Below are 24,811 nucleotides of genomic sequence, written 5' to 3'. Positions count from 1 at the left end.
GTTATTTGTCGCAGCGACGGTTCCACAATTTTCGTGCTTTGGCTATCATCCGATTGAGGGTTCACAGATTGGCGGATAGGACAAAAGTGGCGGACAGCAAACATCATGGCGCGCTTGGCGCTGCCTATGCCGCAAAGCGACCGGAAGAGGTGGCGGCACTCTACGACCGCTGGTCGCAGACCTATGACGCCGATATGTCGGCCGCCGGCTATCGCCACCCAACGATCTGTCTTGCCCTGCTGGCTCGCCATCTGCCGCGCGGCGCCGCACCGCTGCTCGATGCCGGGGCCGGCACCGGGCTGATCGGTGAATGGTTGAATATTGCCGGCTATCCCCAGGTCGAGGCGCTCGACATTTCTGAAGGCATGCTGGCCCAGGCGGCACGCAAGGGCGTCTATTCGGCGCTGCATTGCCTGGCGCTGGGCGATCATCTGCCCTTTGCCGATGATGCCTATGCCGGAGTGATCTCGGCTGGAGTCTTCACCTCCGGTCATGTCGGTGTCGAAGGGCTGGACGAGCTGATCCGCATCTGCCGGCCAGGCGGGGTGATCGTGCTGACGGTCAAGAACACGCTGTGGGATCAGGGCTTTGCCGCGCGCATCGCCGGGCTCGAGGCGCAAGGTCTCGTCACCCGCGTCGAGGAAACGCGTCCTTACGTCTCGATGCCGGGCGAGGCCGACACCGTACCCAGCCGCGGTCTTGCCCTGCGCGTGAACTAGGCTTTCACTCTCACCGCTGCCGGGTCGTACATCGGCTCGAGATGAATCTTGGCCGGCGTCCGCTCCATCGCGACCACCAGTTCATAGTCGCCCGAGGCGAGAAAGTCGTCGCTCACCCCGTCGGCGTTGCGCACATAGCCGTAGCCGATGTTCTTGCCCAGCGTGTAGCCATAACCGCCGCTGGTGAGATAACCGACGGGCTCGCCATTGCGCAGGATGGTTTCGCGGCCGAGCAGCACGATTTCGGGATCGTCGACCGTGAAGCCGGCAAAGCGTTTCCTCAGCGACGTGCCGCTGGCCGTCTCGAGCGCGCGCCGTCCAATGAAATCCGTGTTCTTGCGCAGCTTGACCGCCCAGCCGAGCCCGGCTTCCTGCGGTGTGTCGTTGGGCGTGATGTCGGAGCTCCAGGCGCGATAGCCCTTTTCCAGCCGCAGCGATTCCAGCGCCCGGTAGCCGACTGGGCGGATATCATGCTCCTTGCCCGCCGCCATCAGCGCGTCGAAGACTTCGCCGGTGGCCGCGATCGGCACATGCAGTTCCCAGCCGAGCTCGCCGACATAGGTGACGCGCAGCGCCCGAATTGTGTGGCCGGCGATGGCAATCTCACGCACATGGCCGAACGGGAATGCGGCGTTCGACACGTCGGATTCGGTCACGGCCGAAAGCACGTCGCGCGCCCGAGGACCCATCAGCGACAGCGTTCCAAAATCCTCGGTGACGTCGACAAGCGTGGCATTGAGCCCCTCGCCGATATGGTCGCCGATCCACGAGGAATCATGCGTGCGGAAGCCTGTGCCAGTGACGATGTAGAATGTCTCCTCGGCCAGCCGCGCCACCGTCAGATCGGCCTCGATGCCGCCGCGCGTGTTGAGAAGCTGCGTATAGGTCAACCGGCCGACCGGCTTGCCGACGTCGTTGGCGCAAATCCAGTCCAGCGCCTTCAGCACGTCGGGCCCGCTCAACTCGTATTTGGCGAAGGAGGATTGATCGAAGATGCCGACCTTTTCGCGCACGTGCCGGTGTTCGTCGCCGACCGCCGCGAACCAGTTCTGCCGGCCCATCGAATAGATGTCCTGCGGCTCGACGCCTTGCGGCGCGAACCAGTTCGGCCGCTCCCAGCCGAGCTTGGAACCGAACACGGCGCGCTGCTGTTTCAGCCGTTCGTACAGTGGCGAGACGATGCGAGGCCGCCCGCTGGCATACTCCTCATGCGGGAAGCCGATCGTATAGTGCTTGCCATAGGCTTCCAGCGTGCGGTCGCAGACCCATTGCCGGTCGCGGTGCAGGTTGGAAAAGCGCCTGATATCGACCACCCACAGGTCGAGTGGCGCTTCGCCGTCGACCACCCACTGCGCCAGTACCCAGCCGGCGCCGCCACCCGAGGCGATGCCGAAGGCGTTGAAGCCGGCGCCGACGAACATGTTGGCGCATTCGGGCGCTGTGCCGAGGATGAAATTGCCGTCCGGCGTGAAGCTCTCCGGCCCGTTGATCATCTGCTTGACGCCGACGGTTTCCAGCGCCGGCACGCGCGCGATCGCTTGGCTCATATGCTGCTCGAAATGGTCGTAGTCGTCGTCGAACAGCCGGAACTCCCAATCATCAGGTACATCCCCGGTCGTCCAGGCCTGCGGGTTCGGCTCGTAGCCGCCCATCACCAGCCCGCCGACCTCCTCCTTGAAATAAGTGCGCCGGTCCGGGTCGCGGATGGTCGGCGCGTCAGTCGCCAGTCCGTCGATCTTCTCGGTGATGATGTACTGGTGCTTCACCGGTTGCAGCGGCACGTTGATGCCGGCCATTGCCCCCACCTGCCGCGCCCATTGGCCGGCGCAGTTGACCACTTTGTCGCAAGCGATGTCGCCCTTGCTGGTCTTGACCACCGTGATGCGGCCGTCCGTCATCTCGAAGCCGGTGACGCGGACATCCTCGAACAGTTTGGCGCCATGCATGCGCGCGCCCTTGGCCAATGACTGCGTGATGTCGGAGGGGCTCGCTTGCCCGTCGGTCGGCAGCCAGGAGGCGCCGACGAGATCGCCGGTTTCCATGAGCGGCCACATTTCCTTGACCTGCGCCGGCGACAGCAATTGCATGTCCATGCCGAAGCTTTTCGCTGTCGTCGCCAGTCTTTTGTATTCGGTCCAGCGGTCGGCATTGGTGGCGAGCCGGAGGCACCCGGTCATCTTCCAGCCGGTGGCGAGGCCGGTCTCTGCCTCCAGTCCCTTGTAGAGGTCGACGGAGTATTTCAGCACGCGGGTGATCGAGGCCGAAGAGCGCAGCTGCCCGACAAGGCCGGCGGCATGCCAGGTCGAGCCCGAGGTCAGCTTGCCCTGCTCAAGCAGCACCACATCGGCCTTGTGGTCGCGTGCCAGATGATAGGCCGTCGAACAGCCGATGATGCCGCCGCCGATGACGACGACCGCGGCCTGGCTCGGCAATGTCATGATTTCTGTATCCCGTACTTCGTTCTGTAGTTTTCCAGCGCGCCTTCGAGGCGCGTCAGGTTTTCCTCGGTGTAGGCGACGTAGTCGATGCCGGGTGCGTCGAGATAGAGCTCGGACACCATGCTCCACATCGCCTCGCGCAGCAGCGAGGCGCATTGCATGGCCGCGTGCGAACGGCGGATCGCCTCGTCCGGTTCCTTCATGAAATAGGCGGTCAGGAAGGCGAAGGATTCCTCGTCGCTCATGCCGGCATTCGAGGCGACCCCTGCGAGGTCGAACATCGCCGTGTTGAAGCCGGCATATTCGAAGTCGATCAGCCACAGCCTGTTGCCGTCGTCGAGTATGTTGGCCGGCAGCAGATCATTGTGGCCGAAGACGATCGGCAGCAATTTCTGTGCGCGCTCCAGTTCGTCGGCCAGCGTCAGCAGGCGCGGCAAGTCGCTGCGTTTGCGACTGCCGCCTTCTTCAAGCGTGCGCGCATAGTCGCGAATGACATGGAACACCCAGAACATGAAGCCGGCGCCAGAGACGTGATTGGGCATCTCCCGGTGGAAGGCGCGCATCAGGGCCGCGACGCGGCCGAGATTGGCGCGCACGTCCTCGGCGAGATAGGTCTTGGCGCCGAGAAACTCCGTGACCAGGATGCCCGGTTCGGCATGGAGCACGGATGGCGCGAAACCGGCGGCATGCGCCGCCCGCGCCGTCATCACCTCGCGCTCGCGAAAGACATGGTGGAACGGATAGTCCCTGCCGAAGCGCACGACATGTTTGCCGGCAGCGTCCTTGACCACATAATTGGCATTGCTGAGACCGCCCGGCAGCGGCGCAATCTCGATGTTGCCGGTCCAGCAAGACAGGGCGCGGATGCGGTCTTCGGCAATCACGGAATCATCCCTGGTTTGCTGAGCTTCGACAAGGGCGCCATGGACAGCGCAACGACAGCGAGGAGAAACGCAAAATCTCGTCGGTGCGGGATGCCAGGATCGGTATCCCGCACCGCACCGACGAGCCCCTTGGCCAGGTTTTCGACCCCCGGCATCCGCCCCCGCGGATCTGAAAATTCCTTGCACCAGACATGGTCAAAACTGCCTGGTCAGTGAGTTGCGGCTCTGCCATCACCCTCCCGTGGCTGCTCCGAACTCTTTGTCACGGTTTCAATTTCACGCCAGGGTTGCTCGCTTGTCAACAAAAAGCTGTGACTTTTTTTGGGTATTTTGCCCGAAAGCATGTGCAATTCCTTTAAAACCTCTCGAATTAGCTTAAAAGCGGGCAAAGGGCTAAGTCCGGGAAAACCCAAATGGTCCATTCAAAACGGCATGGCGAGATCCTGCGGCTGCTGCAGGAAGAGGGCACCGTCACCATCGCCAGTCTGGCCGACCGGCTGGGCGTGTCGCTCGAGACCGTGCGCCGCGATGTCAAGCCGCTCACCGGTGACGGCTCCGTCCTCAAGATGCATGGCGCCATCGGCCTGCCGTCGATGATCGGCGAAGCGCCGTTCGAGCGGCGCATGCGGGAGAACGCCGACGCCAAGCGTGTCATTGCCCGTATGGTCGCCGCCACCATCCGCGACGGGGAATCAATCATGCTCGACACCGGCACGACGACCTCGTTCCTTGCCCGTGAACTGCTCGGCCACCGACGCCTGACGGTCGTCACCAACTCGTCGGACATTGCCCGCACGCTGGCCACTATCAACGGCAACAAGGTCTACATGGCCGGCGGCGAGCTGCGCAGCGATTCCGGCGCTGCCTTCGGCGCCTCGGCGATCGACTTCGTCAGCCGCTTCTCGGTCAGCCACGCCATCATCTCCACCGGTGCCATCGATGCGGTGATGGGTGTCATGGACTATGATCTGGAGGAGGCCGAGTTCGCCCGCATGGTGCTGTCGCGCGGCCAGCGTTCGCTCGTCATCACCGATCACTCGAAGTTCGGCCGCTTGGGTCTGGTCCAGGTTTGCGGCTTCGACAGCTTTTCCGAACTCGCCACCGACCGCTCGCCGCCGCGCGACATAGAAGCCGCCCTGGCGCAGGCCGGCGCGCGGCTCAGCATCGCTGGCGAGGAAGCCGGGTTCTAGCCAAAAACCAGCGACTGGTGGGCGCATACACCCGCGAAGGTGCCAGCCGATACGGCAAAGGCGATGTTGTGCATCGAACGTGCCGCGTCGCCGGCGGCGTAGACGCCGGGCACGGTCGTCTGCTGCCTGTCATCGACTGATATCACCGGACCGAGAAGGCCTTCCGTGAAGCCGCAGCCAAGCTGTTCGGCAAGCGGGCTGGCCATGGTGTTGCGCGGTGCCGTGAACATCGCCCTGACGCCGGCCCTTCTGCCGTCGTCGAGGTGGACGATCAATCCGCCGGAGCCGTCTTCCCTTAGTTCGGCGACGGTGGTGGGCTCAAACCGCACCTTTCTGCTCTCCAGGGCGCGCATCTGCTCAATGTCGGGTTCGAACAGGCCATTGCCGAACAGCGTGACACCGCCCCAATCGGCGATCAGCTGTGCCTGGTGCAGGGACATCGGACCGGTAGCGAGCACGCCGAGCGGCCCGCCGGAAACTTCGTAGCCGTGGCAATAGGGGCAATGCAGCACACTCTTTCCCCAGAGCTCGGCAAGTCCGGCCACCTCCGGCAGGATGTCGCGCACCCCGGTGGCCAGTACCAGCCGTGCGGCGCCGAATGTCTCGCCGCCATCGGTGGTGATTTCGAAATCGCCGCTGCCGGCGGCAACGGCCTTGTCCGCACGCCCGTCGACAACCCTGGCTGTCGGATAGGCCAGCAACTGTTGCCTTGCGTCGTTGAGGATTGCGCCAGGCGCGCGCCCGTCCTGACCGAGGAAGCCGTGCGAATGCTCGGCAAAGCGGTTGCGCGGCTGGCCGGCGTCGATCACCAGCACCTTGCGTCCTGCCCGCGCCACCTGGATGGCGGCGGACAGGCCGGCAAAGCTGCCGCCGACGACGGCAAGATCATACTGCATGGCTGGAGACTCCAATGAGATCAAAACGGCGGCGGAAATCGGCGGTCAGGTCGGCCAGCGTGATGCGGTTGAGCTTTTCCGCCAGCAGCCTTTCGGCGGCGACGCGAAAATCGTCGAGCACGGCGATCACCGCTTGCTCGACGAGGCAGCCGGGGCTTTCCGGCTCGGTGCTGAACGGCAGCAGCGTCTCGCCAAGGGCGACGCTGATCTCGGCCAGGGATATTTTTTTGGGCGCCCGCCCGAGCAGCCAGCCGCCGCCATGCCCGCGCGACGAGGTGACGATGCCGGCATCGCGCAAGCCTGCGATGGTGCGGCGGACCACCACCGGATTGGTGTGGATGAAGGTGGCAAGCTGCTCGGAGGTCAGCGCCTGTTCGGGCTTCTCGGCCATGTGAACGAGAATGTGCAGGGTCGAGGACAGTCTGCTGTTGCGTTTCATGTAACTTAGTTAGTTACGATTGCCAAAGCCGTCAAGTGTTCGACGGTCGCCACTTCCCAGCATCGTCTCCGCCGTGTTTAGTCCGGCCATGGCCTTCACCATCCGCCAGTTGCAGTTCTTCATCGCCGTGGCCGAGCAAGGCACAGTCTCGGGCGCGGCGCAGAATCTCTCGATCTCGCAATCGTCGGTCACCGAAGCGATCAAGGAACTTGAAAGCGATCTCGGCGTCGAACTGTTCGAACGCCATCCGCGCGGCCTGAACATCACCCACAAGGGTCACCAGTTCCTGCGTCACGCGACCAAGATCCTCGCTGATGTCTCCGACGCGCGCCGCTCTTTCTCCGGCGAGCAGGCGGTGGCGGGCGGTCGGCTGCAGCTCGGCGTCACCTCGCTGGTCGCCGGTTATGTGCTGTCGGATCTGCTCGCCCGCTACCGCCGCGCCTATCCCGGTGTCGAGGTCTCGGCCATCGAGGACAATGGCGATTACCTCGAACATCTCTTGATCGGCGGCAAGCTCGACATTGCCGTTATGGTCACCTCCAATTTGCGCGACCGCACCGCGTTGCAGTCGGAAATCCTCGAAGTCTCGGCCTACCGGCTGTGGCTGCCGCTCGGCCATCCGCTCGCCAGCGCCGACATCATCAGCATTGGCGACATTGCCTCCGAAACGCTGATCATGCTGACCGTCGACGAGATCGAGGAAAACACGGGCAAACTGCTGACGGCGATCGGCGCCAGGCCGCATGTCGCTTTCCGCACCCGTTCCGTGGAGGCCGTGCGCAGTCTGGTCGCGACCGGCGCCGGCGTGGCGCTGTTGCCCGATCTCGTCTACCGGCCCTGGTCACTGGAAGGCGACCGCATCGAATCGCGCGATATTTCCGGCTCCTTGCCGGTGGTCCAGGTAGGCATGGTCTGGCGGCGTGGCTCCGGCCTGCCGCAGGCGGCGCGCGATTTCATCGGCCTTGCCCAGTCGCAGCGGACGGTCCGTCAGCGTCCCTGAGAGATCGGCTGCCGACCTATCGGAAAAACCGATATCGCCTTTCTGATAAATGAATTTGCGAAACCGGAATTTTCCAAGCACCTTTCGGTCCAGGGACCAAAGCCGCCATCAGAGCAGCATCAAGCCCAACGGACGAACTGACAGTTTTCAGTCCGCGCGTGACGCTAGCGAAGACCGAAACCGGCTTTCGGGGTCAGGCGCCTAAATGGGAGATCGACAATGAATTCATTCCTGAAGTCATGCACTGCGCTGACGGTCGCGCTGACCTTTTCCGGTCAGGCCGTCGCCCAGGTCAAGGAACTTGGCAAGGGCGAAGGCCAAGTCAACATCGTTGCCTGGCCGGGCTACATCGAGCGCGGCGAAACCGACAAGGGCTATGACTGGGTGACCTCCTTCGAGAAGGAGACCGGCTGCAAGGTCAACGTCAAGACGGCCAACACCTCCGACGAGATGGTCTCGCTGATGAACGAGGGTGGTTTCGACCTCGTCACCGCTTCAGGAGATGCTTCGCTGCGCCTCGTTGCCGGCAAGCGCGTGCAGCCGATCAACACCGATCTCATCCCGAGCTGGAAGACGGTCGACGAGCGCCTCAAGGACGCGCCGTGGTTCACCGTCGGTGGCGCCCATTACGGCGTTCCCTACCAGTGGGGTCCCAACGTCCTGATGTACAACACCGAGGTGTTCAAGGAGGCTCCCAAGAGCTGGAATATCGTCTTCGAGGAAATGAAACTGCCGGACGGCAAGTCCAACAAGGGCCGCGTCCAGGCCTATGACGGGCCGATCCATATCGCTGATGCCGCCAACTATCTGATGTTCCACAAGCCGGAACTCGGCATCAAGGATCCCTATGAACTGAACGAGGACCAGTACAAGGCGGCGCTCGAATTGCTGCGCGTCCAGCGCACGCTGGTCGGCCGCTACTGGCATGACGCCGCTATCCAGGTCGACGATTTCCAGAACGAAGGCGTCGTCGCTTCCGGCTCGTGGCCGTATCAGGTCAACACGCTGGTCGCCGCCAAGAAGCCGATCGCGTCCACCATCCCGGAGGAAGGCGCGACCGGTTGGGCCGACACCACCATGATGGAGGCCGACTCGGCCAATCCCAACTGCGCCTATATGTGGATGGAACATTCGCTGTCGCCCAAGGTGCAGGGCGATGTCTCGGCCTGGTTCGGTTCTCTGCCCGTCGTGCCCGCCGCCTGCAAGGGCAATGAGCTTTTGACCGACGAGGGTTGCAAGACCAACGGCTACGAGAATTTCGACAAGATCAAGTTCTGGAAGACACCGGTGTCGAAATGCACCACCCAGAATGACCAGTGCGTGCCCTACTACCGCTGGGTGTCGGACTATATCGGCGTCATCGGCGGGCGGTGAGCGCCCTTACCCTCCCCCTTGTGGGGAGGGCCGACGCATAGCGTCGGGGTGGGGGTCTTCTCGGCATTTTTCGAGGCACCCCACCCGCGGCTTCGCCGCAACCTCCCCACAAGGGGGGCGGACGTCACGCGATATCAACACATCAACCCGGCAACAGACTGACAGCTCATGACCTCCGCCGTCTCTTTCCAGAAAGCCTCGCGCCATTTCGGCAGCGTGCGCGCGGTCGACGCGGTCGATCTCGAGATCGCGCCGGGCGAATTCTTCGCCATGCTCGGGCCGTCCGGTTCCGGCAAGACCACTTGCCTGCGCCTCATCGCCGGCTTCGAGCAGCCGACATCGGGCTCGATCTCGATCTTCGGCGAACGCGCCGAGGGCGTTCCGCCCTATCGCCGCAACGTCAACACCGTGTTCCAGGACTATGCGCTGTTCCCGCATCTGAACGTGCTCGACAACGTCGCCTATGGGCTGATGGTCAAGGGCGTCGACAAGGCTCAGCGGCACAAGGCGGCGGAGGAGGCGCTGTCGATGGTGCGGCTGCCCGGCTATGGCGCTCGCCGCCCCGGCCAGCTTTCCGGCGGCCAGCGCCAGCGCGTGGCACTAGCCCGCGCGCTGGTCAACCAGCCAAAGGTGCTGTTGCTCGACGAGCCGCTCGGCGCGCTCGACCTCAAATTGCGCGAGAACATGCAGGAGGAGCTGAAGTCGCTGCAGAAGGCGCTCGGCATCACCTTCGTCTTCGTCACCCACGACCAGGGCGAAGCGCTGTCGATGGCCGACCGCGTCGCCGTCTTCAACGACGGCAAGATCATGCAGATCGGCACGCCCGAGGATATCTACCAGCGGCCGAAGACCCGCTTCGTTGCCGATTTCGTAGGCTCCTCCAACGTGCTGCCGCCGGATTTCGTCCAGCGCTATTCCGGCCAGCATCGCTGGGGGAGTCTTCGCCCTGAATCCATTCGCGTCGGCCGCGCGGCCAGCGGGGTCACAAGTGGCGAAGGCGTGTCCGCCCGCCTCGTCTCGACCAATTATCTCGGCGCCACGACGAAGCTGGCGCTCGACGCCGACGGGCTGCGGCTGCACGCCATCGTGCCGGCGGGCACGGCCTTGCCTGGGGAAGGCGAGGCCGTCGTGCTCACCTTCAACCGCGAGCACCTGCATCTGATGGACGAGCCGGCATGAGCCTCGACGCCGCCATGGTGCGTGCAACGGCGCCCGCCATCCTGCCGGGCAGCGGCGGTCTGCGCGGCGCGCTGTCGGACCTTTTCTGGCGCAAGCCGAAGGTCCTGCTGTTGATCATGCTGCTGCCGCCGGTGCTGTGGCTCGGCATCGTCTATATCGGCTCGCTGTTCGCGCTGCTGGCGCAGAGCTTTTTCTCCATCGACGAGTTTTCCGGCCTCATCAACCGCGAGTTCACGTTGAAGACCTATGGCGACCTGTTCCAGGCCGCCAATCTCGACATCATCCTGCGCACGGTGACGATGGCGGCTATGGTCACGCTGGCCTCGGTCGTCATCGCTTTCCCCATCGCCTACTACGCGGCGCGTTATGCGCGCGGCCGCTGGAAGGCGCTGTTCTACCTCGGCATCATGCTGCCGCTGTGGTCGAGCTACCTGGTCAAGATCTACGCCTGGAAGCTGATCCTGGCCAAGGAAGGCATCCTCACCTGGCTGCTCGCCAAGCTGCATCTTTTGTGGGTGCTCGACGCATGGCTGTCGCTGCCGATCGTCGGCGGCAATTCGCTGTCGGTGTCGTTCACCGGCACCTTCATCGTCTTCGTCTATGTCTGGCTGCCATTCATGATCCTGCCGGTGCAGGCGGCGCTCGAGCGCGTGCCCGGCAATCTGGTCGAGGCCTCGTCCGATTTGGGGGCTTCGCCCGGCCAGACCTTCCGCAACGTGCTGTTCCCGCTGGCGCTGCCGGGCATCGTGGCCGGTTCGATCTTCACCTTCTCGCTGACGCTCGGCGACTACATCATCCCGCAGATCATCGGCACCTCGCGGCTGTTCATAGGCCAGGCGGTCTATTCGCAGCAAGGCACCGCCGGCAACATTCCGCTCGCCGCCGCCTTCACCGTGGTGCCGATCGTTATCATGGGCTTCTACCTCTGGGGCGCCAAGCGCATGGGGGCCTTTGATGCGCTCTGATGGTTCCCAGTCGGCTCCGCTCGGCCTGAAGATCGCCGCCGCCTGCGGGCTGATGTTCCTGCATCTGCCGATCCTCCTGATCTTCGTCTATGCCTTCACCACCGAGGAGAAGAGTTTTGTCTGGCCGCCGCCCGGACTGACGACGCAATGGTTCGCCGTGACCTGGAACCGGCCGGATGTCTGGCAGGCGCTGTCGCTTTCGGTCAGGGTCGCGGCCATCTCGACGGCGATCGCGCTCATCCTCGGCACGCTCTGTTCGGCGGCGGTGTCGCGGACCAAATTCTTCGGCCGCGAAACCATCTCGCTGCTGGTCATCCTGCCGATCGCGCTGCCCGGCATCATCACCGGCATCGCGCTGCGCTCGGCCTTTTCGCTTGCCGATATCCCGTTCTCGTTCTGGACGATCGTGCTTGGCCACGCCACCTTCTGCGTGGTGGTGGTCTACAACAACGCCGTCGCCCGTTTCCGCCGCACCTCCGGTTCGATGATCGAGGCATCGATGGATCTCGGCGCCGACGGTTTTCAGACCTTCCGCCATGTGGTGCTGCCCAACATCGCCACAGCACTGCTTGCCGGCGGCATGCTGGCCTTCGCGCTGTCCTTCGACGAGGTGATCGTCACCACCTTCACCGCCGGCCAGCAGCAGACGCTGCCGATCTGGATGCTGGAAGAGCTGATCCGTCCGCGCCAGCGCCCGGTCACCAATGTCGTCGCCATGGTCGTGGTGCTGGTGACGCTGCTGCCGATCCTTGCCGCCTATTACCTCACCCGCGACGGCGACCAGATCGCTGGAAGCGGGAAATGAAAAACAGCGAAAAGGGAGTAGCGAATAGCGGATAGGGAAGATCGACGGTCAAACCCTACTCGCTATTCGCTACTCCCTATTCGCTCCTGTTAAGGGAGAAACCTTATGGACACTCAAATGCTGATCGGCTCGAAATTCGAGAAGGGCACCGAGACCGAGGAGCCGATCCTCAATCCAAAGACCGGGGCGACCATCCTCAACCTGCCTGAAGCCAGCCAGGCACAGATCGAGGCGGCGGTCACTGCTGCCGAACAAGCGTTCGTCCTGTGGTCGCGCACCACGCCGGCGCAGCGCTCGGGCTATTTGCTGAAGATCGCCGACCGCATCGAGGCGGCGGCACAAGAGTTCGCCACGCTCGAGGCGCTCAACTGCGGCAAGCCGATCAACGCCGTGCTCAACGACGAAATCCCGGCGATCGTCGACTGCTACCGCTTCTTCGCCGGCGCCGTCCGTTCGATGCCGGGCGTCGTCGCCGGCGAATACATTCCCGGCCACACTTCGATGGTCCGCCGCGATGCCATCGGCATTGTCGCTTCCATCGCGCCGTGGAACTATCCGCTGATGATGATGGCCTGGAAGTTGGCGCCGGCCATCGCCGGCGGCAACACAGTGGTCTTCAAGCCGTCCGAGCAGACACCGCTGACGGCTCTGAAGCTTGCCAAGATCCTTGCGGAAATCCTGCCCGAGGGCGTGGTCAATGTCGTGCTCGGCCGCGGCGACAGCGTCGGCAACACGCTGATCAACCATCCCAAGGTCAACATGATTTCGATCACCGGCGATGTCGCCACCGGCAAGAAGGTGCTGCAGGCGGCCGCCAAGTCGGTCAAGCGCACGCATCTCGAACTCGGCGGCAAGGCGCCCGTCATCGTCTTCGACGACGCCGACCTCGGCGCCGTGGTCAACGGCCTGCGCGCCTTCGGCTATTACAATGCCGGCCAGGACTGCACCGCCGCCTGCCGCATCTACGCCGGCAAGAATATCTACGACAAGCTCGTCGCCGATCTCTCGTCGGCCGTCTCGACCATCAAGTACAACCGTCCCGACGACACTGAAAACGAGATCGGTCCGCTGATCTCGCGCCGCCAGCGCGACCGCGTCTCCAGCTTCGTCGAGCGCGCCTCGGAATTGAAACACATCGAGATCACCACCGGCGGCAAGCCGGGCGAAGGCTCCGGCTTCTATTACCAGCCGACCGTGGTTGCCGGCGCGCTGCAGGAAGACGAGATCGTGCGCCGCGAAGTGTTCGGGCCGGTCGTCTCGGTCACCCGTTTTTCCGAGGTCGACGAGGCGGTCAACTGGGCCAACGACAGCGACTACGGCCTGGCGTCATCCGTGTGGACCAAGGACGTTTCGCGCGCCATGGCGACGGCTGCCCGCCTGCAATATGGCTGCACCTGGATCAACACGCATTTCATGCTGACCAACGAGATGCCGCATGGCGGGTTGAAGCAGTCCGGCTACGGCAAGGACATGTCGCTCTACGCGCTGGAAGACTACACCGCCGTGCGGCATGTGATGGTGGCTCACAGTTAGCGCCTTCCCTTCTCGCCGTTCACAGGGAGAAGGTGGCCCGAAGGGTCGGATGAGAGGCAGCGCTTCCCTTGCGAAGCTGGCTCCGCCCCTCATCTGCCTGCCGGCATCTTCTCGTCCAAGACGGGGGAGAAGAGTCGCTACTCGACGATGCGATAGATGTTCCACAGGCTGGTGCCCGACACGACATAGGGCTCCATCTCCTTGCCCCATTTGGCATGCGCGTCGATCTTGCCGATCTTGGCGAAGAACGCCTCCAGCTGGGCCAGGCTTTCGACCTGGTGATGGGACTCGACCGTCGCCTCCCGCGCGCCGATCGAACCGGTCATGATCTGGAATTCCAGCTCGTCGATGCCGACTTGCGAGCCGATCTCGCGTTCCCATTTCTTGAGCAGTTCAAGCACGGTCTGTTTGTGCCCGAACTTGGCATCGATCTGCCATCTGGCGCTGAACATGTTGGTTCTCCTCCGAGATTGCGGTTGAGCCCGCGGTTGATCTATTCGTCCCAGGCCTGCACGACGGTCTGTCGCGCGATCTGCCCGTTCTTGAGTTCGAGCATCGCGGCGGCAAACACCTTGGTGCCGTCCGGATAGGCGCAGGCCTGGGTAAAGGCGAGGCTGTTGCCGTCGGCGATGGTGGTGTCGACCTTGTGGGTCATCGCCCGGCTGCAGATGTCGTCCCAGAACGTTGTGATCGCCGCGCGCCCGCGAATCTCGCGTGGTTTGCTCGGCGGGTTGTTCCGGTCGATCACCCGCACCAGCGCGTCGTCGGCATAGAAGCTCGACAGCATCTTGCCGTCACGGGTTTCGATGGCCTTCTTGATCGCCGCGCCATCCACTGTTTGGGTCTTGGTCAGCATTTTATCCTCCATTGGCCCGTCTTCCGACCGGGCGGTTGATGGTCGAACTGCTGCCCGGCGCTCATCGCCGGGCAGGGATTTCTTCACTGCGACTTCGCCTTGACGGCCGCGAACACATCGTCGGTCTGCTTCTTGAAGGTCGCGAGGTCGACCTGGTTGCCGTTGAGAATCGTCGACCAGTGGCGCACGATCGCCGCCATCGCGATCGTCTCCTTGATCTCCTCATCGCTCGCACCGTTGAGCTTGGCGGCCTCGGTATGGAAATAGATGCAGTACTGGCAGGGGATCTGCGAGGCGACCGCAAGCCCCATCAACTCCTTGGTCTTGCCGTCGAGCGCGGTCTTGGGGTTGAGTTGTACCCCCTTGATCTCGGCCCAGGCACCGGCGATGGCGACATCCGGCAGTGTCCTGAACATATCCGGCACAGAGCCGAGCGTCGCTTCGATGTCCTTGTAGGCCGCCGTGGCGGATGCATCCTCGGCCTTGGCGGGAGCGATGGCGAACAGCGCTCCAATGCCTGCCGCTATCATCAGCGACTTGAGTGTCCGGTTTGACTTCAGCATTTCCTCCTCCGTTCGCAGCGCCTTTCCCGGCGACATCCGCCTGGCCTGCATGGAGAATTGATAGCGCTTACCCGCCCTTGGCCGCTTCGCCCGAAAGCGCCATGGCTCTCATGGCCCGTCCGGGCCAGGGTGCCTGGCCGAGAAGGCCGCCGCCGCCGCCCGCGACGGCAGGTCGAGCTTGAGCAGTATGTTGGCGACGTGACGCTTGACCGTGTGTTCGCTCAGCCGCAATTCGGCGGCGATCGCGGCATTGCTCTTGCCGTCGGCAATCAGGCTCACCACCTCGCTCTCGCGCGATGTCAGGCAAGCCGGCCCGGTCGTCTTGGCTCTCGGACGGCAGGCCGGTTCCAGATGCTGTTCGGACATCGCGAGGACAAGCGCCAGCGGCTCGTCCAGCTCGTCGATGCTGATGCGGCCCGCATCCGCGAAATGCAGTCCTGAGCCGGCGGCAAGGTCGGCCACCAGCCGCGAAGCCAGTATGTCGCCGCGTCCTGCATGCGTGGCGAGCTGCATCGTCACGCGGCCCGTCAATCCCGCGGGTGGTCCGCGCAATTCGATCTCGCCGACATGCGCTCCCTGCGCGCTCGCCACGCCGATTTCCTGCGCCGCCTCGCGCAGCGCCGCCGCGCAGCGCAAAGCACGCCCTGGTCCGTCGAAACGCGAAATCATCACTTCGCCATGTGTATCCACGCAACGCCCGCCATGGCGTCCGACCAGCTGCCGCCAGGTTTCCTGGAAGCGCTGGCCGCGTTCGCTCCACATGCGGTCGCCAAGCCGCGCCGTGTCGTAGATGCGTGTCACCAAAAGTGCCGCCAGCACGCGCTCCGCTTCCGCCATGGCGCGCTCTCCTGTCAGGAATTCCTCGATCAGATCGGCCACCCGGTCGACATCGCCGGTCCAGATCGGGTGGTCGCGTCCGGGGATCTCGACCAGTCGCGAATTGGGAATCTTCCGGGCCAGGAAGCGGCTGGCGTCAGGATCGACCCGCACATCGTTGCGGCGATGCATCAGCAGCGTTGGCGCGCTGATTGCAGCCAGCACGCCACGCACGTCGATTTCCGCGTTCATCCGCGCCAGTGCCGCCGCGGCGGTCGGGCTCGCCGACAAGCGCTCGAAGCGCGCCCACCACTGGGTGAAATGCGCGTCGTCGACCCGGCCCGGCGCGAAGTTGGGCAAGGTAGCACCCGTGCCCCATGACGTTTCCGCCGTCTCGATGAAGGCGTCGAGGCGTTCGGGCGACATCACCCATTTGTGGAAATGCGCATAGCCGCCATAGAGTGTCAGCGCTCGCGTCCGCTCCGGATAGGTGGCGGCGAACAGCATCGCCATCGGCGCGCCTTCCGAAGCGCCGAGCAGGGCCGCACGGCCGCTGCCGGCTGCGTCCATCACCGCGCGCACATCGTCCATCCGGGTTTCGAGACTGGGCAGGTGGTGGGCGTCGACACGGTCGGAAAGACCGGTGCCGCGCTTGTCGAACAGGATCAGCCGCGAGAACGCCGAAAGCCGCTTCAGGAGGCGGCTGTAGCCTTCGTCTTCCCAGTGCAGGTCAAGATTGGAAATGAAGCCCGGCACGAAGACAAGATCGAACGAACCCTGCCCGACCACCTGATAGGCGATCCGTACATCGCCGCTACGGGCGTATCGGGTCTCGATCGGCCTCACGAGGTTTTCCGCCCGGCCTGACGATTTCTGATCGTCGACCATAGCAGAACAGCGCCGATTGCGGCAGCTTAAACTTTAGCGACAGCGAATATAGACCGGCGCGGCTCGACGGCTATTCTTGCGAGGCGGCGACGTCGGCAGGGGAGGGCTCGAGTCCGAGTTTGAGGTCGGCCGCAGCCGGGGTGATTGGCCGCCTGATCCTGGCGGCGGCGGCCACCACCAACTCGTTGAAGTTTTCGGTGCCGCCGTCCAGCATCTCGAAGAACTGCCGCCGCATCCTCGGCTCCCAGAACTTGTTGATGTGCTCGGCGACGCCGGCAATGCCTTCCTCGCGCGGCTTGGAATGAAAGAAGTCGGCGATCTGGTTTGCCATGCGCACCAGCTTCTCGCTGGTGCTCATGATGTGTTCTTCGTCATGCGACATGCTTGGCAACTCCGCAAACCACCCGGTCGGAGTGGGTGAAAATATCAAAATCGTCGCCGCGAACCAGCGCCACCAGCGTCATGCCAGCCTCTTGCGCCGTGCGGATGGCAAGTGCGGTCGGCGCCGAGACGGCGATGATGAAGGCCGAGCCGATCGCCGCCGTCTTCTGCACCATTTCGACCGAAACGCGCGATGTGACGACGACGGCGCCTGACATGCCGTCGATGCCGGCCTTGGCCAAAGCGCCGGCCAGCTTGTCCAGCGCGTTGTGTCGGCCGACATCCTCGCGCGCCATGACGATGCCCTTGCCGGGCACATAGAAGCCGGCGGCGTGCACGGCTCCGGTCTCGGTGTGCAGCGGCTGCACCTTCGACAGGAGCTTGACCGAGCGGACGATGTCATCGGCATCAAGCGTAAGCTTTGACGCACCGACTGCGTCGACCGAGCGCATCGCTTCCTCGATCGATTCGATACCGCAGAGCCCACAGCCGACCGGGCCGGCCAGCCGTCTACGCCGTGCTTCAAAGCGCGTGTTGGCCCGGTCCTTCAGCCGGATCTGGATGTCGATGCCGGCGCCATGGTCCTCGACCTCGATGGCTTCGATCTCCTCGGGCAAGGCGATGATGCCCTCGGTCAGCGAGAAGCCGAGCGCGAAATCCTCGAAATCGGCCGGGCTTGCCATCATCACCGCATGCGTCGTGCCGGCAAAGGAGAACGCCACCGGCGTCTCTTCCGGCACCATGCGGTCGGCCGCCGCGGTGCCGCTGGCGCGACGCGCCAAGCGGGAAATTTGGCTGAGAGGCTGGCGGGAGCGTGTCACAAGCCGCCACCGTCTGGTTTGCTGGTTATTTCACTTAGGAAGCGTCGAAGGTTTCTTGCTTCAATTGGCGGTTGCTCTCCCAGGCCATCCCCCACTCCGTCGCTGCTGCGCAGCGCCACCTCTCCCCCCTCCGGAGGGAGAGGAAGGGTGCCTCCCGGCAAAGGCTCACGCCTTTCCTCTCCCCCGTCGATCGGGGGAGAGGTGTCGAGCGAAGCTCGACGGAGTGGGGGTCGACCAGCCGTCGAGATTGAAGCTCTTGCTGTCGAATGCCTCGACACAGCTACTCCGCCGCTTCCAGCTTCGCGATGCGACGGCTCTGCTCGGCCTGCTCGTTATAGTCGCGCTGCCATTCGGACGGCCCGTTGGAGGCGCCGACCTGCACCGCCGTCACCTTGTATTCCGGGCAGTTGGTCGCCCAGTCGGAGAAGTCGGTCGTGATGACGTTGGCCTGCGTGTCCGGATGATGGAACGTCGTGTAGACGACGCCTGGCGACACCCGGTCGGTGATCATCGCGCGCAGCGTCGTCTCGCCCGAGCGGCTGGTCAGCCGGACCCAGTCGCCGTCGCGCAGTCCGCGGTTCTCGGCATCGTGCGGGTGAATCTCCAGCCGGTCCTCCGAGTGCCACATGACGTTTTCGGTACGCCTGGTCTGCGCGCCGACATTGTACTGCGACAGGATGCGGCCGGTGGTGAGCAGCAGCGGGAAACGCGGCCCGGTCCTCTCGTCGGTCGCCACATATTCGGTGCGGATGAACTTGCCCTTGCCGCGCACGAACGCATCGATATGCATGATCGGGGTGCCGAGCGGCGCCTTCTCGTTGCAGGGCCATTGCACGGATCCGACACGGTCGAGCAGTTCGAATGAGACGCCGGCGAAGCTCGGCGTCGTCATCGCGATCTCGTCCATGATCTCGGAAGGATGCTGATAGTTCCAGTCCAGCCCGATCGCGCGGGCGAGCTCCTGTGTCGCCTCCCAATCGGCGTAGCGCGCCTTCGGCTCCAGAACCTTGCGCACCATGTTAATGCGGCGCTCTGCGTTGGTGAAGGTGCCGTCTTTCTCCAGGAAGGTCGAGCCTGGCAGGAAGACATGCGCGTAGTTCGCCGTCTCGTTGAGGAAGAGGTCGTGCACGACGACGCATTCCATCGCGGCCAGGCCGGCGGCGACATGCTTGGTGTCGGGATCGGACTGAAGAATGTCCTCGCCCTGGATGTAGATGCCCTTGAAGCTGCCGTCGACGGCGGCGTCCAGCATGTTGGGGATGCGCAGGCCGGGTTCGTCGTCCAGCTTCACGCCCCACAGGGTCTCATAGATGTCGCGCACGGCCTCGCCGGAGATGTGGCGATAGCCGGGCAGCTCATGCGGGAAGGAGCCCATGTCGCACGAGCCCTGCACATTGTTCTGGCCGCGCAGCGGGTTCACGCCGACGCCGGGCCGGCCGATATTGCCGGTGGCCATGGCGAGATTGGCGATCGCCATCACCGTGGTCGAACCCTGGCTGTGTTCCGTCACGCCCAGGCCGTAATAGATCGCGCCGTTGCCGCCGGTGGCGTAGAGGCGGGCCGCGCCGCGGATCAGCTCGGGATCGACGCCGGACAATTTGCCGACGGTTTCGGGGCTGTTTTCCGGCAGGGCGACGAACGATGCCCAATCCTGGAACTCCGTCCAGTCGCAGCGTTCGCGGATGAAGGCTTCGTTGAAAAGCCCTTCGGTGACGATCACATGCGCCAGCGCCGTCAGCACAGCCACATTGGTGCCTGGCTTCAGGGGCAGGTGATAATCCGCTTCGACATGTGCCGACTTGACCATCTCGGTGCGACGCGGATCGAGCACGATCAGCTTGGCGCCCTGGCGCAGCCGCTTCTTCAGCCGCGAGGCGAACACCGGATGGGCCGAGGCGGGGTTGGCACCGATGACGACGGCGACGTCGGTGTAGTCGACGGAATCGAAATCCTGCGTGCCGGCCGAGGTGCCATAGGTCTGGCCAAGCCCGTAGCCCGTCGGCGAGTGGCAGACGCGCGCGCAGGTGTCGACATTGTTGTTGCGAAAACCCTGCCGCACCATCTTCTGGACGAGGTAGGTTTCCTCATTGGTGCAGCGCGACGAGGTAATGCCGCCGATCGCGGTTCGCCCGTACTGGTACTGGATACGGCGGAATTCCTTGGCTGTGTGGGCGATAGCCTCTTCCCAGGTCACCTCGCGCCAGGGATCGGTGATCTTCTCGCGGATCATCGGCGACAGGATGCGGTCCTTGTGGGTGGCGTAGCCATAGGCGAAACGGCCCTTCACGCAGGAATGGCCATGGTTGGCCTTGCCCTCCTTGTAGGGCATCATGCGAATGACCTCGTCGCCCTTCACTTCGGCCTTGAACGAGCAGCCGACGCCGCAATAAGCGCAGGTGGTGACGGCCGAGCGTTCCGGCAGGCCCTTCGCAAGGACCGTTTTCTCGCGCAGCGCATCGGTCGGACAGGCCTGCACGCAGGCGCCGCAGGACACGCATTCCGAATCGATGAACGCCTCGTGCATTCCCGCCGAAACCCGGGATTCGAAGCCACGGCCCTCGATGGTCAGCGCGAAGGTGCCCTGGACCTCTTCGCAGGCCCGCACGCAGCGCGAGCAGACGATGCATTGCGAGGCATCATAGGTGAAATAGGGGTTGGATTCGTCGCGGGCGATGTAGTCGACCGCCAGCGAGCCATGCCCGGGCGCCACGCCACCTTCCGGCTTGACGTGGTTGCGACCCTCGATGCCGTAGCGGTTCTCGGTCAGGCCGATCGACTTCGCCACCGCGTCGAACTCACTGGCGCCGGTTCCGGCCTTTTCGTTCCAGCCGGTCGGATGGTCAGAAACGTAGAGTTCCATGACGCCGCGGCGAATGGCGTCGAGCCGGCCGGACTGCGTGCGCACAACCATGCCTTCGCCGACAGGTGTCGTGCAGGACGCCGGCGTGCCGCCGCGCCCTTCGATCTCGACAAGGCAGACACGGCACGAACCGAAGGAGTCCAGCATGTCGGTGGCGCAAAGCTTCGGAATCTCGACCCCGCCTTCCATCGCGGCACGCATGATCGAAGTGCCTTCCGGGACGGTGATGCTGCGCCCGTCGACGTTCAGCGTGACCTGCTTCTGCGCCTTCGATTGCGGGGTTCCGTAGTCAATCTCTTCGACGAGGGATGGGAAGTCGGCCTTGATGTTCATCTGCCAGCTCCTATTCGGCAGCCACGCGCACGGGCGCAGGCTTGAAGTCGTCGGGGAAATGGGTGATCGAACTCATGACAGGGTAGGGCGTGAAGCCGCCCAGCGCACAGAGCGAGCCGAATTTCATCGTGTTGCAGAGATCGGTGACCAGAGCGAGGTTCTTCTCCGGCTCGATGCCCGCGGCTATTCTGTCGATGGTCTCGACACCGCGCGTCGAGCCGATGCGGCAGGGCGTGCACTTGCCGCAACTTTCGATGGCGCAGAACTCCATGGCGAAGCGCGCCTGTTTCAGCATGTCGGCGGTGTCGTCGAACACCACGATGCCGGCATGGCCGATCAGCCCGTCCTTGGCTGCGAAGGCTTCATAATCGAATGGCGTGTCGAACAGCGCGCGCGGGAAATAAGCACCGAGCGGGCCGCCGACCTGCACCGCCTTCACCGGCCGGCCGGTCGCCGTGCCGCCGCCGATCTCGTCGACGATCTCGCCCAGCGTCATGCCGAAAGCGGCTTCGAACAGCCCTGCGTATTTGACGTTGCCGGCGATCTGGATCGGGATCGTGCCGCGCGAGCGGCCCATGCCGAAATCCTTGTAGAAGGCCGCACCCTTGTCCATGATGACAGGCACCGAGGCCAGTGAGATGACGTTGTTGATCACCGTCGGCTTGCCGAACAACCCCTTGTGCGCCGGCAGCGGCGGCTTTGCCCGGACCATGCCGCGCTTGCCTTCGAGGGAGTCGAGCAGCGCCGTCTCCTCGCCGCAGACATAGGCGCCTGCGCCGACCCGGATCTCCATGTCGAAAGCGTTGGGTGAGCCCAGCACGCTGGCGCCAAGGACGCCGGCCTTGCGGGCGACCTCGACGGCTTTATTCATCACCGCCACCGCATGCGGATATTCCGAGCGGACATAGACGAAGCCCTTGGTCGCGCCGGTGGCTATACCGGCGATCGTCATGCCTTCGATCAGCACGAAGGGGTCGCCCTCCATGATCATGCGGTCGGCGAAGGTGCCTGAATCGCCTTCGTCGGCATTGCAGACGATGTATTTGCGGTCGCCAACGGTATCGAGCACCGTCTTCCACTTGATGCCGGTCGGGAAACCCGCGCCGCCGCGCCCGCGCAGTCCGGATTCGGTCACCTGGGCGACAATGGCGGCAGGCGTCAGTCCCAGCGCAGTCGTCAGGCCGTTTAACCCGCCATGTTTCTTGTAGGATTCCAGCGACAGCGGATCCGTGACGCCGCAGCGCGCGAAGGTCAGCCGCGTCTGCTTGGCCAGGAAGGGGATCTTGTCCGGCGCGCCCAGCCAGCGCTTGTGGTGGCCGCCGGTGAGGAAGCCGCTGTCGAACAGGCTTTTGACGTCGGACGGCTTGACTGGCCCATAGGCGACGCGGCCATTCGCTGTCGCAACTTCGACCATCGGTTCGAGAAAATAGGCGCCGCGCGAACCGTTGCGCACGATCTTGGCCTCGATGCCGCGCTCGGCGAGTTCACTTGCGATCGCCTTGGCGACTTTTTCTGCGCCAAGCGCCAGTGCACCGGAATCGCCGGGAATGTAGATACGCGGGATCATGAGCGCACCTCGGCAACAATCTCGTCGAGCTTTTCATCATCGAGCCGCCCGATCACCTGGCCATCGAGCATTGCGGCGGGCGAACAGGCGCACAGGCCAAGACAATAGACCGGCTCCAGCGTCACCGAACCGTCGCGGGTCGTCTCATGGAAGCCGATGCCCAACAACTGCTTCAGTTTGGCGGCGACGGCGTCCGAACCCATCGACTGGCAGGATTCCGCCTGGCAGAGCTTCAGCACATGCCGGCCCGCCGGATGGCTGCGGTAATCATGGTAGAAGGTGACGACGCCGTGCACCTCGGCCCTGGAAATGTTCAACGCCTCGGCGATGACCGGCAGCGCGTCGTGCGGCACATGGCCGAACTCTTCCTGGATGCCGTGAAGGATCGGCAGCAGTGGGCCTTCTAGGCCTTTCAGCTCCTGGATGATCGCGACCGTGCGCGACGTGATCTCGGTACTTGCAGGCTGCATTGGCATGCAGCGCCCTCCCTGGTCGATAGCTTTTTACCGCTAAGTCTTTACAAAATCAGAGGAAACCCTCTGAATCAATAAAGCTGTTTCGTTGCTCGATAGAAATTCTCTATCGAGCTCCGGCAATCAGCATTGTTAGCCTAGCGGTGGGCGTGGAAATCGTCCGCCAGCGCCATCGCCTCGTCCAGCAGCGCCGAAACCAGCGGCGTGTGCGGTTCGCGCGGTGTCGCCACCAGGCCGACTGTATGGCTGGCGTCGGGTTCGACGATCGGAATGGCCCGGATGGGTTCGGAAAAGCCGAATGTTTCCGCAAGGTTGAGCGGCATGATCGAGGACCATTTGCCAGTGCGGATGTGCGAAAACAGCACGATCATGGAATTGGATTCCAGCGTCGGCCGAACCTGCACGCCGGCTTCGGCCAGATGCTGGTCGATGATGCGGCGGTTCTGCATATCCGGCGTCAACAGGCACAGCGGCAGGCTTGAGAGCTCCGCCCATGTCACTTTGTCGAGGTCGGAATAGGGATTTCCCATCGCGGTGATCAGTTGATAGCGCTCGTCATAGAGCGGCACGCTGGTCACCCGTCCCAGCGGCTCGTTGTCGAGATAGGTGATACCGGCGTCGATGTCGAAATTGCCGAGCAGCGACAGCACCTCGATCGACGTGCGCGACAGCACCGAGAAGGTGACGCCCGGGTGTTTTGCCCGAAACGGTGTCGTCAGCCGTGCCACCATGGCCAATGCGGTCGGAATGGCGGCGATGCGGATGCGGCCGGAAAGTCCGTGGCGCGCTGCCCGCATCTCTTCGCGCATGGAGCGGGTGTCGCCGACGATGCGCCGCGCCCATATCAGCACCTGTTTTCCCTCCGGCGTCAGCCCCTGGAAGCGTGAGCCGCGCAGAACCAGCATGACGCCAAGCTGGCCCTCCAGCTGCTTGATCCCTGCCGAAAGCGTCGGTTGGGTGACGCCGCATAGCTCCGCTGCCCGGCCGAAATGCTCTTCCCTGGCCAATGCGATGAAGAATTCCAGCTTGTCGATCATGCGATCTTTCCGGTCGTTCGGCGCAAGGTCGGGGAAATTGCGTTTCACCGCAAGCGTCATGCGCAATTGGCCTGCATCCACATCTTTAAGCCGGCTACCTGTTCCCCGCGGCTGAATGCGGCGCTATGTGGATGAAACTGGGAGGTCGACCATGCTGGGCTGGTTCCGCAAGCTTCTGCCGCGCGAAGATCGCTTCTTCGAGCTGTTCGAACGACATTCCCGCACCGTGGTCGGCGGCGCCGAGGCGCTGGAGCAGCTTCTCCAAGGCAGGGACATCGACCGCTGGTGCCAGAAAATCATCGATCTCGAAGACGAGGCCGACCATATCACCGCGGAAGTCCTGCTGGCGGTGCGGCGCTCCTTCATCACGCCTTTCGATCGCGGCGACATCAAGGACCTGATCCAGTCGATGGATGATGCCATCGACATGATGCACAAGACGGTCAAGACGGTGAAGCTGTTCGAAAAGAAGGAATTCGACCCGCTGATGCAGGAAATGGGCGGCGTCATCGTCGCCGCTGCCAAGCTGGTCGCCGAGGCGATCCCGCTGCTCGCCAAGGTCGGCACGCACACGGTGCGCCTCAACGCCATCGCCGAAGAGGTGATGCGCGTCGAAAGCCGGGCCGACGATCTGCACGAGCAAGGGCTGAAGGATCTCTTCAGGAAGCACGGCCGCAGTGATCCGATGGCCTACATGATCGGCAGCGAGATCTACGGCCAGCTGGAAAAGGTGGTCGACCGCTTCGAGGACGTCGCCAACGAGATCAGCGGCATCGTCATTGAGAATGTTTAGG

23 protein-coding genes are annotated in these 24,811 nt (G+C 63.7%); 9 read left to right on the top strand and 14 right to left on the bottom strand.

Annotation, left to right across the window (positions count from 1 at the left end; all coding sequences use genetic code 11):
* The first annotated feature begins 86 nt into the window (after positions 1–86).
* Positions 87–719 (top strand): class I SAM-dependent DNA methyltransferase, encoded by a 633-nt coding sequence (locus tag ACZ89F_RS28745; protein WP_476095397.1) that lies wholly within the window; start codon positions 87–89, stop codon positions 717–719.
* Here ACZ89F_RS28745 and ACZ89F_RS28740 read toward each other — a convergent pair.
* Both ACZ89F_RS28740 and ACZ89F_RS28735 read right to left on the bottom strand, forming a co-directional pair.
* Positions 716–3,157 carry a GcvT family protein gene (locus ACZ89F_RS28740; protein ID WP_476095395.1) on the bottom strand — a complete coding sequence of 814 codons (2,442 nt, stop codon included), beginning with the start codon at positions 3,155–3,157 and terminating at the stop codon, positions 716–718. The two genes, ACZ89F_RS28745 and ACZ89F_RS28740, sit on opposite strands and share 4 nt — an antisense overlap.
* On the bottom strand, positions 3,154–4,041 hold the full coding sequence (locus ACZ89F_RS28735) for a phosphotransferase (RefSeq protein WP_476095393.1): 888 nt from the start codon (positions 4,039–4,041) through the stop codon (positions 3,154–3,156). Before ACZ89F_RS28735 ends, ACZ89F_RS28740 begins: the two co-directional genes overlap by 4 nt.
* A 413-nt stretch (positions 4,042–4,454) precedes the next feature.
* On the opposite strand from ACZ89F_RS28735, the gene ACZ89F_RS28730 reads away from it, so the two are divergent.
* The gene (locus tag ACZ89F_RS28730) at positions 4,455–5,231 is read left to right on the top strand and encodes a DeoR/GlpR family DNA-binding transcription regulator (protein WP_476095391.1); all 777 of its coding nucleotides are present in this window, start codon (positions 4,455–4,457) and stop codon (positions 5,229–5,231) included.
* On the opposite strand, the gene ACZ89F_RS28725 is transcribed toward ACZ89F_RS28730, so the two are convergent.
* On the bottom strand, positions 5,228–6,127 hold the full coding sequence (locus tag ACZ89F_RS28725; RefSeq protein ID WP_476095389.1) for an NAD(P)/FAD-dependent oxidoreductase: 900 nt from the start codon (positions 6,125–6,127) through the stop codon (positions 5,228–5,230). The two genes, ACZ89F_RS28730 and ACZ89F_RS28725, sit on opposite strands and share 4 nt — an antisense overlap.
* Positions 6,117–6,566: an RrF2 family transcriptional regulator gene (locus tag ACZ89F_RS28720; RefSeq protein WP_476095387.1), complete on the bottom strand. Its 450-nt coding sequence runs from the start codon at positions 6,564–6,566 to the stop codon at positions 6,117–6,119. Before ACZ89F_RS28720 ends, ACZ89F_RS28725 begins: the two co-directional genes overlap by 11 nt.
* An 88-nt stretch (positions 6,567–6,654) precedes the next feature.
* Here ACZ89F_RS28720 and ACZ89F_RS28715 point away from each other — a divergent pair, with 88 nt between their 5' ends.
* The 6 genes from ACZ89F_RS28715 (at position 6,655) to ACZ89F_RS28690 (ending at position 13,422) form a co-directional block, all read left to right on the top strand.
* Complete coding sequence (locus ACZ89F_RS28715; protein ID WP_476097418.1) at positions 6,655–7,566, top strand: LysR family transcriptional regulator; 912 nt, start codon at positions 6,655–6,657, stop codon at positions 7,564–7,566.
* A gap of 219 nt (positions 7,567–7,785) precedes the next feature.
* Positions 7,786–8,940 (top strand): ABC transporter substrate-binding protein, encoded by a 1,155-nt coding sequence (locus ACZ89F_RS28710; protein ID WP_476095386.1) that lies wholly within the window; start codon positions 7,786–7,788, stop codon positions 8,938–8,940.
* Positions 8,941–9,108: 168 nt separating this feature from the next.
* Complete coding sequence (locus tag ACZ89F_RS28705) at positions 9,109–10,119, top strand: ABC transporter ATP-binding protein (RefSeq protein ID WP_476095384.1); 1,011 nt, start codon at positions 9,109–9,111, stop codon at positions 10,117–10,119.
* Between the two features lie 14 nt (positions 10,120–10,133).
* Complete coding sequence (locus tag ACZ89F_RS28700; RefSeq protein WP_476097417.1) at positions 10,134–11,084, top strand: ABC transporter permease; 951 nt, start codon at positions 10,134–10,136, stop codon at positions 11,082–11,084.
* On the top strand, positions 11,074–11,889 hold the full coding sequence (locus tag ACZ89F_RS28695; protein ID WP_476095382.1) for an ABC transporter permease: 816 nt from the start codon (positions 11,074–11,076) through the stop codon (positions 11,887–11,889). The genes ACZ89F_RS28700 and ACZ89F_RS28695 overlap by 11 nt, the downstream gene beginning before the upstream one ends.
* 105 nt (positions 11,890–11,994) lie before the next feature.
* Positions 11,995–13,422, top strand: coding sequence for a gamma-aminobutyraldehyde dehydrogenase (locus tag ACZ89F_RS28690; RefSeq protein ID WP_476095380.1), 1,428 nt, complete (start codon positions 11,995–11,997; stop codon positions 13,420–13,422).
* A 137-nt stretch (positions 13,423–13,559) separates the two neighbouring features.
* Here the strand turns inward: ACZ89F_RS28690 and ACZ89F_RS28685 are convergent, their stop codons facing one another.
* The 10 genes from ACZ89F_RS28685 to ACZ89F_RS28640 all read right to left on the bottom strand — a co-directional run bounded on the left by ACZ89F_RS28685 (position 13,560) and on the right by ACZ89F_RS28640 (position 24,017).
* Complete coding sequence (locus ACZ89F_RS28685) at positions 13,560–13,874, bottom strand: hypothetical protein (RefSeq protein ID WP_476095378.1); 315 nt, start codon at positions 13,872–13,874, stop codon at positions 13,560–13,562.
* A 41-nt stretch (positions 13,875–13,915) separates the two neighbouring features.
* Entirely contained in the window at positions 13,916–14,278 is a 363-nt protein-coding gene (locus ACZ89F_RS28680; protein ID WP_476095376.1) for a nuclear transport factor 2 family protein, read from the bottom strand.
* A gap of 83 nt (positions 14,279–14,361) precedes the next feature.
* A complete protein-coding gene (locus ACZ89F_RS28675; RefSeq protein WP_476095374.1) occupies positions 14,362–14,841 on the bottom strand; it encodes a carboxymuconolactone decarboxylase family protein in 480 nt (159 codons plus the stop codon).
* Between the two features lie 108 nt (positions 14,842–14,949).
* Positions 14,950–16,503, bottom strand: coding sequence for an alpha/beta fold hydrolase (locus ACZ89F_RS28670; RefSeq protein ID WP_476095372.1), 1,554 nt, complete (start codon positions 16,501–16,503; stop codon positions 14,950–14,952).
* A gap of 112 nt (positions 16,504–16,615) precedes the next feature.
* Complete coding sequence (locus tag ACZ89F_RS28665) at positions 16,616–16,927, bottom strand: formate dehydrogenase subunit delta (RefSeq protein WP_476095370.1); 312 nt, start codon at positions 16,925–16,927, stop codon at positions 16,616–16,618.
* On the bottom strand, positions 16,917–17,747 hold the full coding sequence (fdhD, locus tag ACZ89F_RS28660; RefSeq protein ID WP_476095369.1) for a formate dehydrogenase accessory sulfurtransferase FdhD: 831 nt from the start codon (positions 17,745–17,747) through the stop codon (positions 16,917–16,919). Before fdhD ends, ACZ89F_RS28665 begins: the two co-directional genes overlap by 11 nt.
* A gap of 280 nt (positions 17,748–18,027) precedes the next feature.
* Complete coding sequence (fdhF, locus tag ACZ89F_RS28655) at positions 18,028–20,940, bottom strand: formate dehydrogenase subunit alpha (protein ID WP_476095367.1); 2,913 nt, start codon at positions 20,938–20,940, stop codon at positions 18,028–18,030.
* A 10-nt stretch (positions 20,941–20,950) separates the two neighbouring features.
* Complete coding sequence (locus ACZ89F_RS28650; protein WP_476095365.1) at positions 20,951–22,507, bottom strand: formate dehydrogenase beta subunit; 1,557 nt, start codon at positions 22,505–22,507, stop codon at positions 20,951–20,953.
* Positions 22,504–22,983 carry a formate dehydrogenase subunit gamma gene (locus tag ACZ89F_RS28645; protein ID WP_476095363.1) on the bottom strand — a complete coding sequence of 160 codons (480 nt, stop codon included), beginning with the start codon at positions 22,981–22,983 and terminating at the stop codon, positions 22,504–22,506. The genes ACZ89F_RS28650 and ACZ89F_RS28645 overlap by 4 nt, the downstream gene beginning before the upstream one ends.
* 134 nt (positions 22,984–23,117) lie before the next feature.
* Positions 23,118–24,017: a LysR family transcriptional regulator gene (locus ACZ89F_RS28640; RefSeq protein WP_476095361.1), complete on the bottom strand. Its 900-nt coding sequence runs from the start codon at positions 24,015–24,017 to the stop codon at positions 23,118–23,120.
* Positions 24,018–24,168: 151 nt separating this feature from the next.
* Here ACZ89F_RS28640 and ACZ89F_RS28635 point away from each other — a divergent pair, with 151 nt between their 5' ends.
* Positions 24,169–24,810, top strand: a complete 642-nt coding sequence (locus ACZ89F_RS28635) for a DUF47 family protein (protein WP_476095359.1) — start codon at positions 24,169–24,171, stop codon at positions 24,808–24,810.
* The last annotated feature ends 1 nt before the right edge of the window (position 24,811 follow it).

This window comes from Mesorhizobium sp. USDA 3734, assembly GCF_056279665.1.
The sequence above is the reverse complement of the archived record's forward strand: the minus strand, read 5'-3'. Positions and strand labels throughout refer to the sequence as shown.

Excerpts from the sequence above, each read along its gene's own strand:
- ACZ89F_RS28740 (WP_476095395.1), bottom strand. The coding sequence starts at position 3,157 with ATGACATTGCCGAGCCAGGCCGCGGTCGTCGTCATCGGCGGCGGCATC.
- ACZ89F_RS28730 (WP_476095391.1), top strand. The coding sequence starts at position 4,455 with ATGGTCCATTCAAAACGGCATGGCGAGATCCTGCGGCTGCTGCAGGAA.
- ACZ89F_RS28725 (WP_476095389.1), bottom strand. The coding sequence starts at position 6,127 with ATGCAGTATGATCTTGCCGTCGTCGGCGGCAGCTTTGCCGGCCTGTCC.
- ACZ89F_RS28720 (WP_476095387.1), bottom strand. The coding sequence starts at position 6,566 with ATGAAACGCAACAGCAGACTGTCCTCGACCCTGCACATTCTCGTTCAC.
- ACZ89F_RS28715 (WP_476097418.1), top strand. The coding sequence starts at position 6,655 with ATGGCCTTCACCATCCGCCAGTTGCAGTTCTTCATCGCCGTGGCCGAG.
- ACZ89F_RS28710 (WP_476095386.1), top strand. The coding sequence starts at position 7,786 with ATGAATTCATTCCTGAAGTCATGCACTGCGCTGACGGTCGCGCTGACC.
- ACZ89F_RS28705 (WP_476095384.1), top strand. The coding sequence starts at position 9,109 with ATGACCTCCGCCGTCTCTTTCCAGAAAGCCTCGCGCCATTTCGGCAGC.
- ACZ89F_RS28700 (WP_476097417.1), top strand. The coding sequence starts at position 10,134 with ATGGTGCGTGCAACGGCGCCCGCCATCCTGCCGGGCAGCGGCGGTCTG.
- ACZ89F_RS28695 (WP_476095382.1), top strand. The coding sequence starts at position 11,074 with ATGCGCTCTGATGGTTCCCAGTCGGCTCCGCTCGGCCTGAAGATCGCC.
- ACZ89F_RS28690 (WP_476095380.1), top strand. The coding sequence starts at position 11,995 with ATGGACACTCAAATGCTGATCGGCTCGAAATTCGAGAAGGGCACCGAG.
- ACZ89F_RS28685 (WP_476095378.1), bottom strand. The coding sequence starts at position 13,874 with ATGTTCAGCGCCAGATGGCAGATCGATGCCAAGTTCGGGCACAAACAG.
- ACZ89F_RS28680 (WP_476095376.1), bottom strand. The coding sequence starts at position 14,278 with ATGCTGACCAAGACCCAAACAGTGGATGGCGCGGCGATCAAGAAGGCC.
- ACZ89F_RS28675 (WP_476095374.1), bottom strand. The coding sequence starts at position 14,841 with ATGCTGAAGTCAAACCGGACACTCAAGTCGCTGATGATAGCGGCAGGC.
- ACZ89F_RS28665 (WP_476095370.1), bottom strand. The coding sequence starts at position 16,927 with ATGTCGCATGACGAAGAACACATCATGAGCACCAGCGAGAAGCTGGTG.
- fdhF (WP_476095367.1), bottom strand. The coding sequence starts at position 20,940 with ATGAACATCAAGGCCGACTTCCCATCCCTCGTCGAAGAGATTGACTAC.
- ACZ89F_RS28650 (WP_476095365.1), bottom strand. The coding sequence starts at position 22,507 with ATGATCCCGCGTATCTACATTCCCGGCGATTCCGGTGCACTGGCGCTT.
- ACZ89F_RS28645 (WP_476095363.1), bottom strand. The coding sequence starts at position 22,983 with ATGCCAATGCAGCCTGCAAGTACCGAGATCACGTCGCGCACGGTCGCG.
- ACZ89F_RS28640 (WP_476095361.1), bottom strand. The coding sequence starts at position 24,017 with ATGATCGACAAGCTGGAATTCTTCATCGCATTGGCCAGGGAAGAGCAT.
- ACZ89F_RS28635 (WP_476095359.1), top strand. The coding sequence starts at position 24,169 with ATGCTGGGCTGGTTCCGCAAGCTTCTGCCGCGCGAAGATCGCTTCTTC.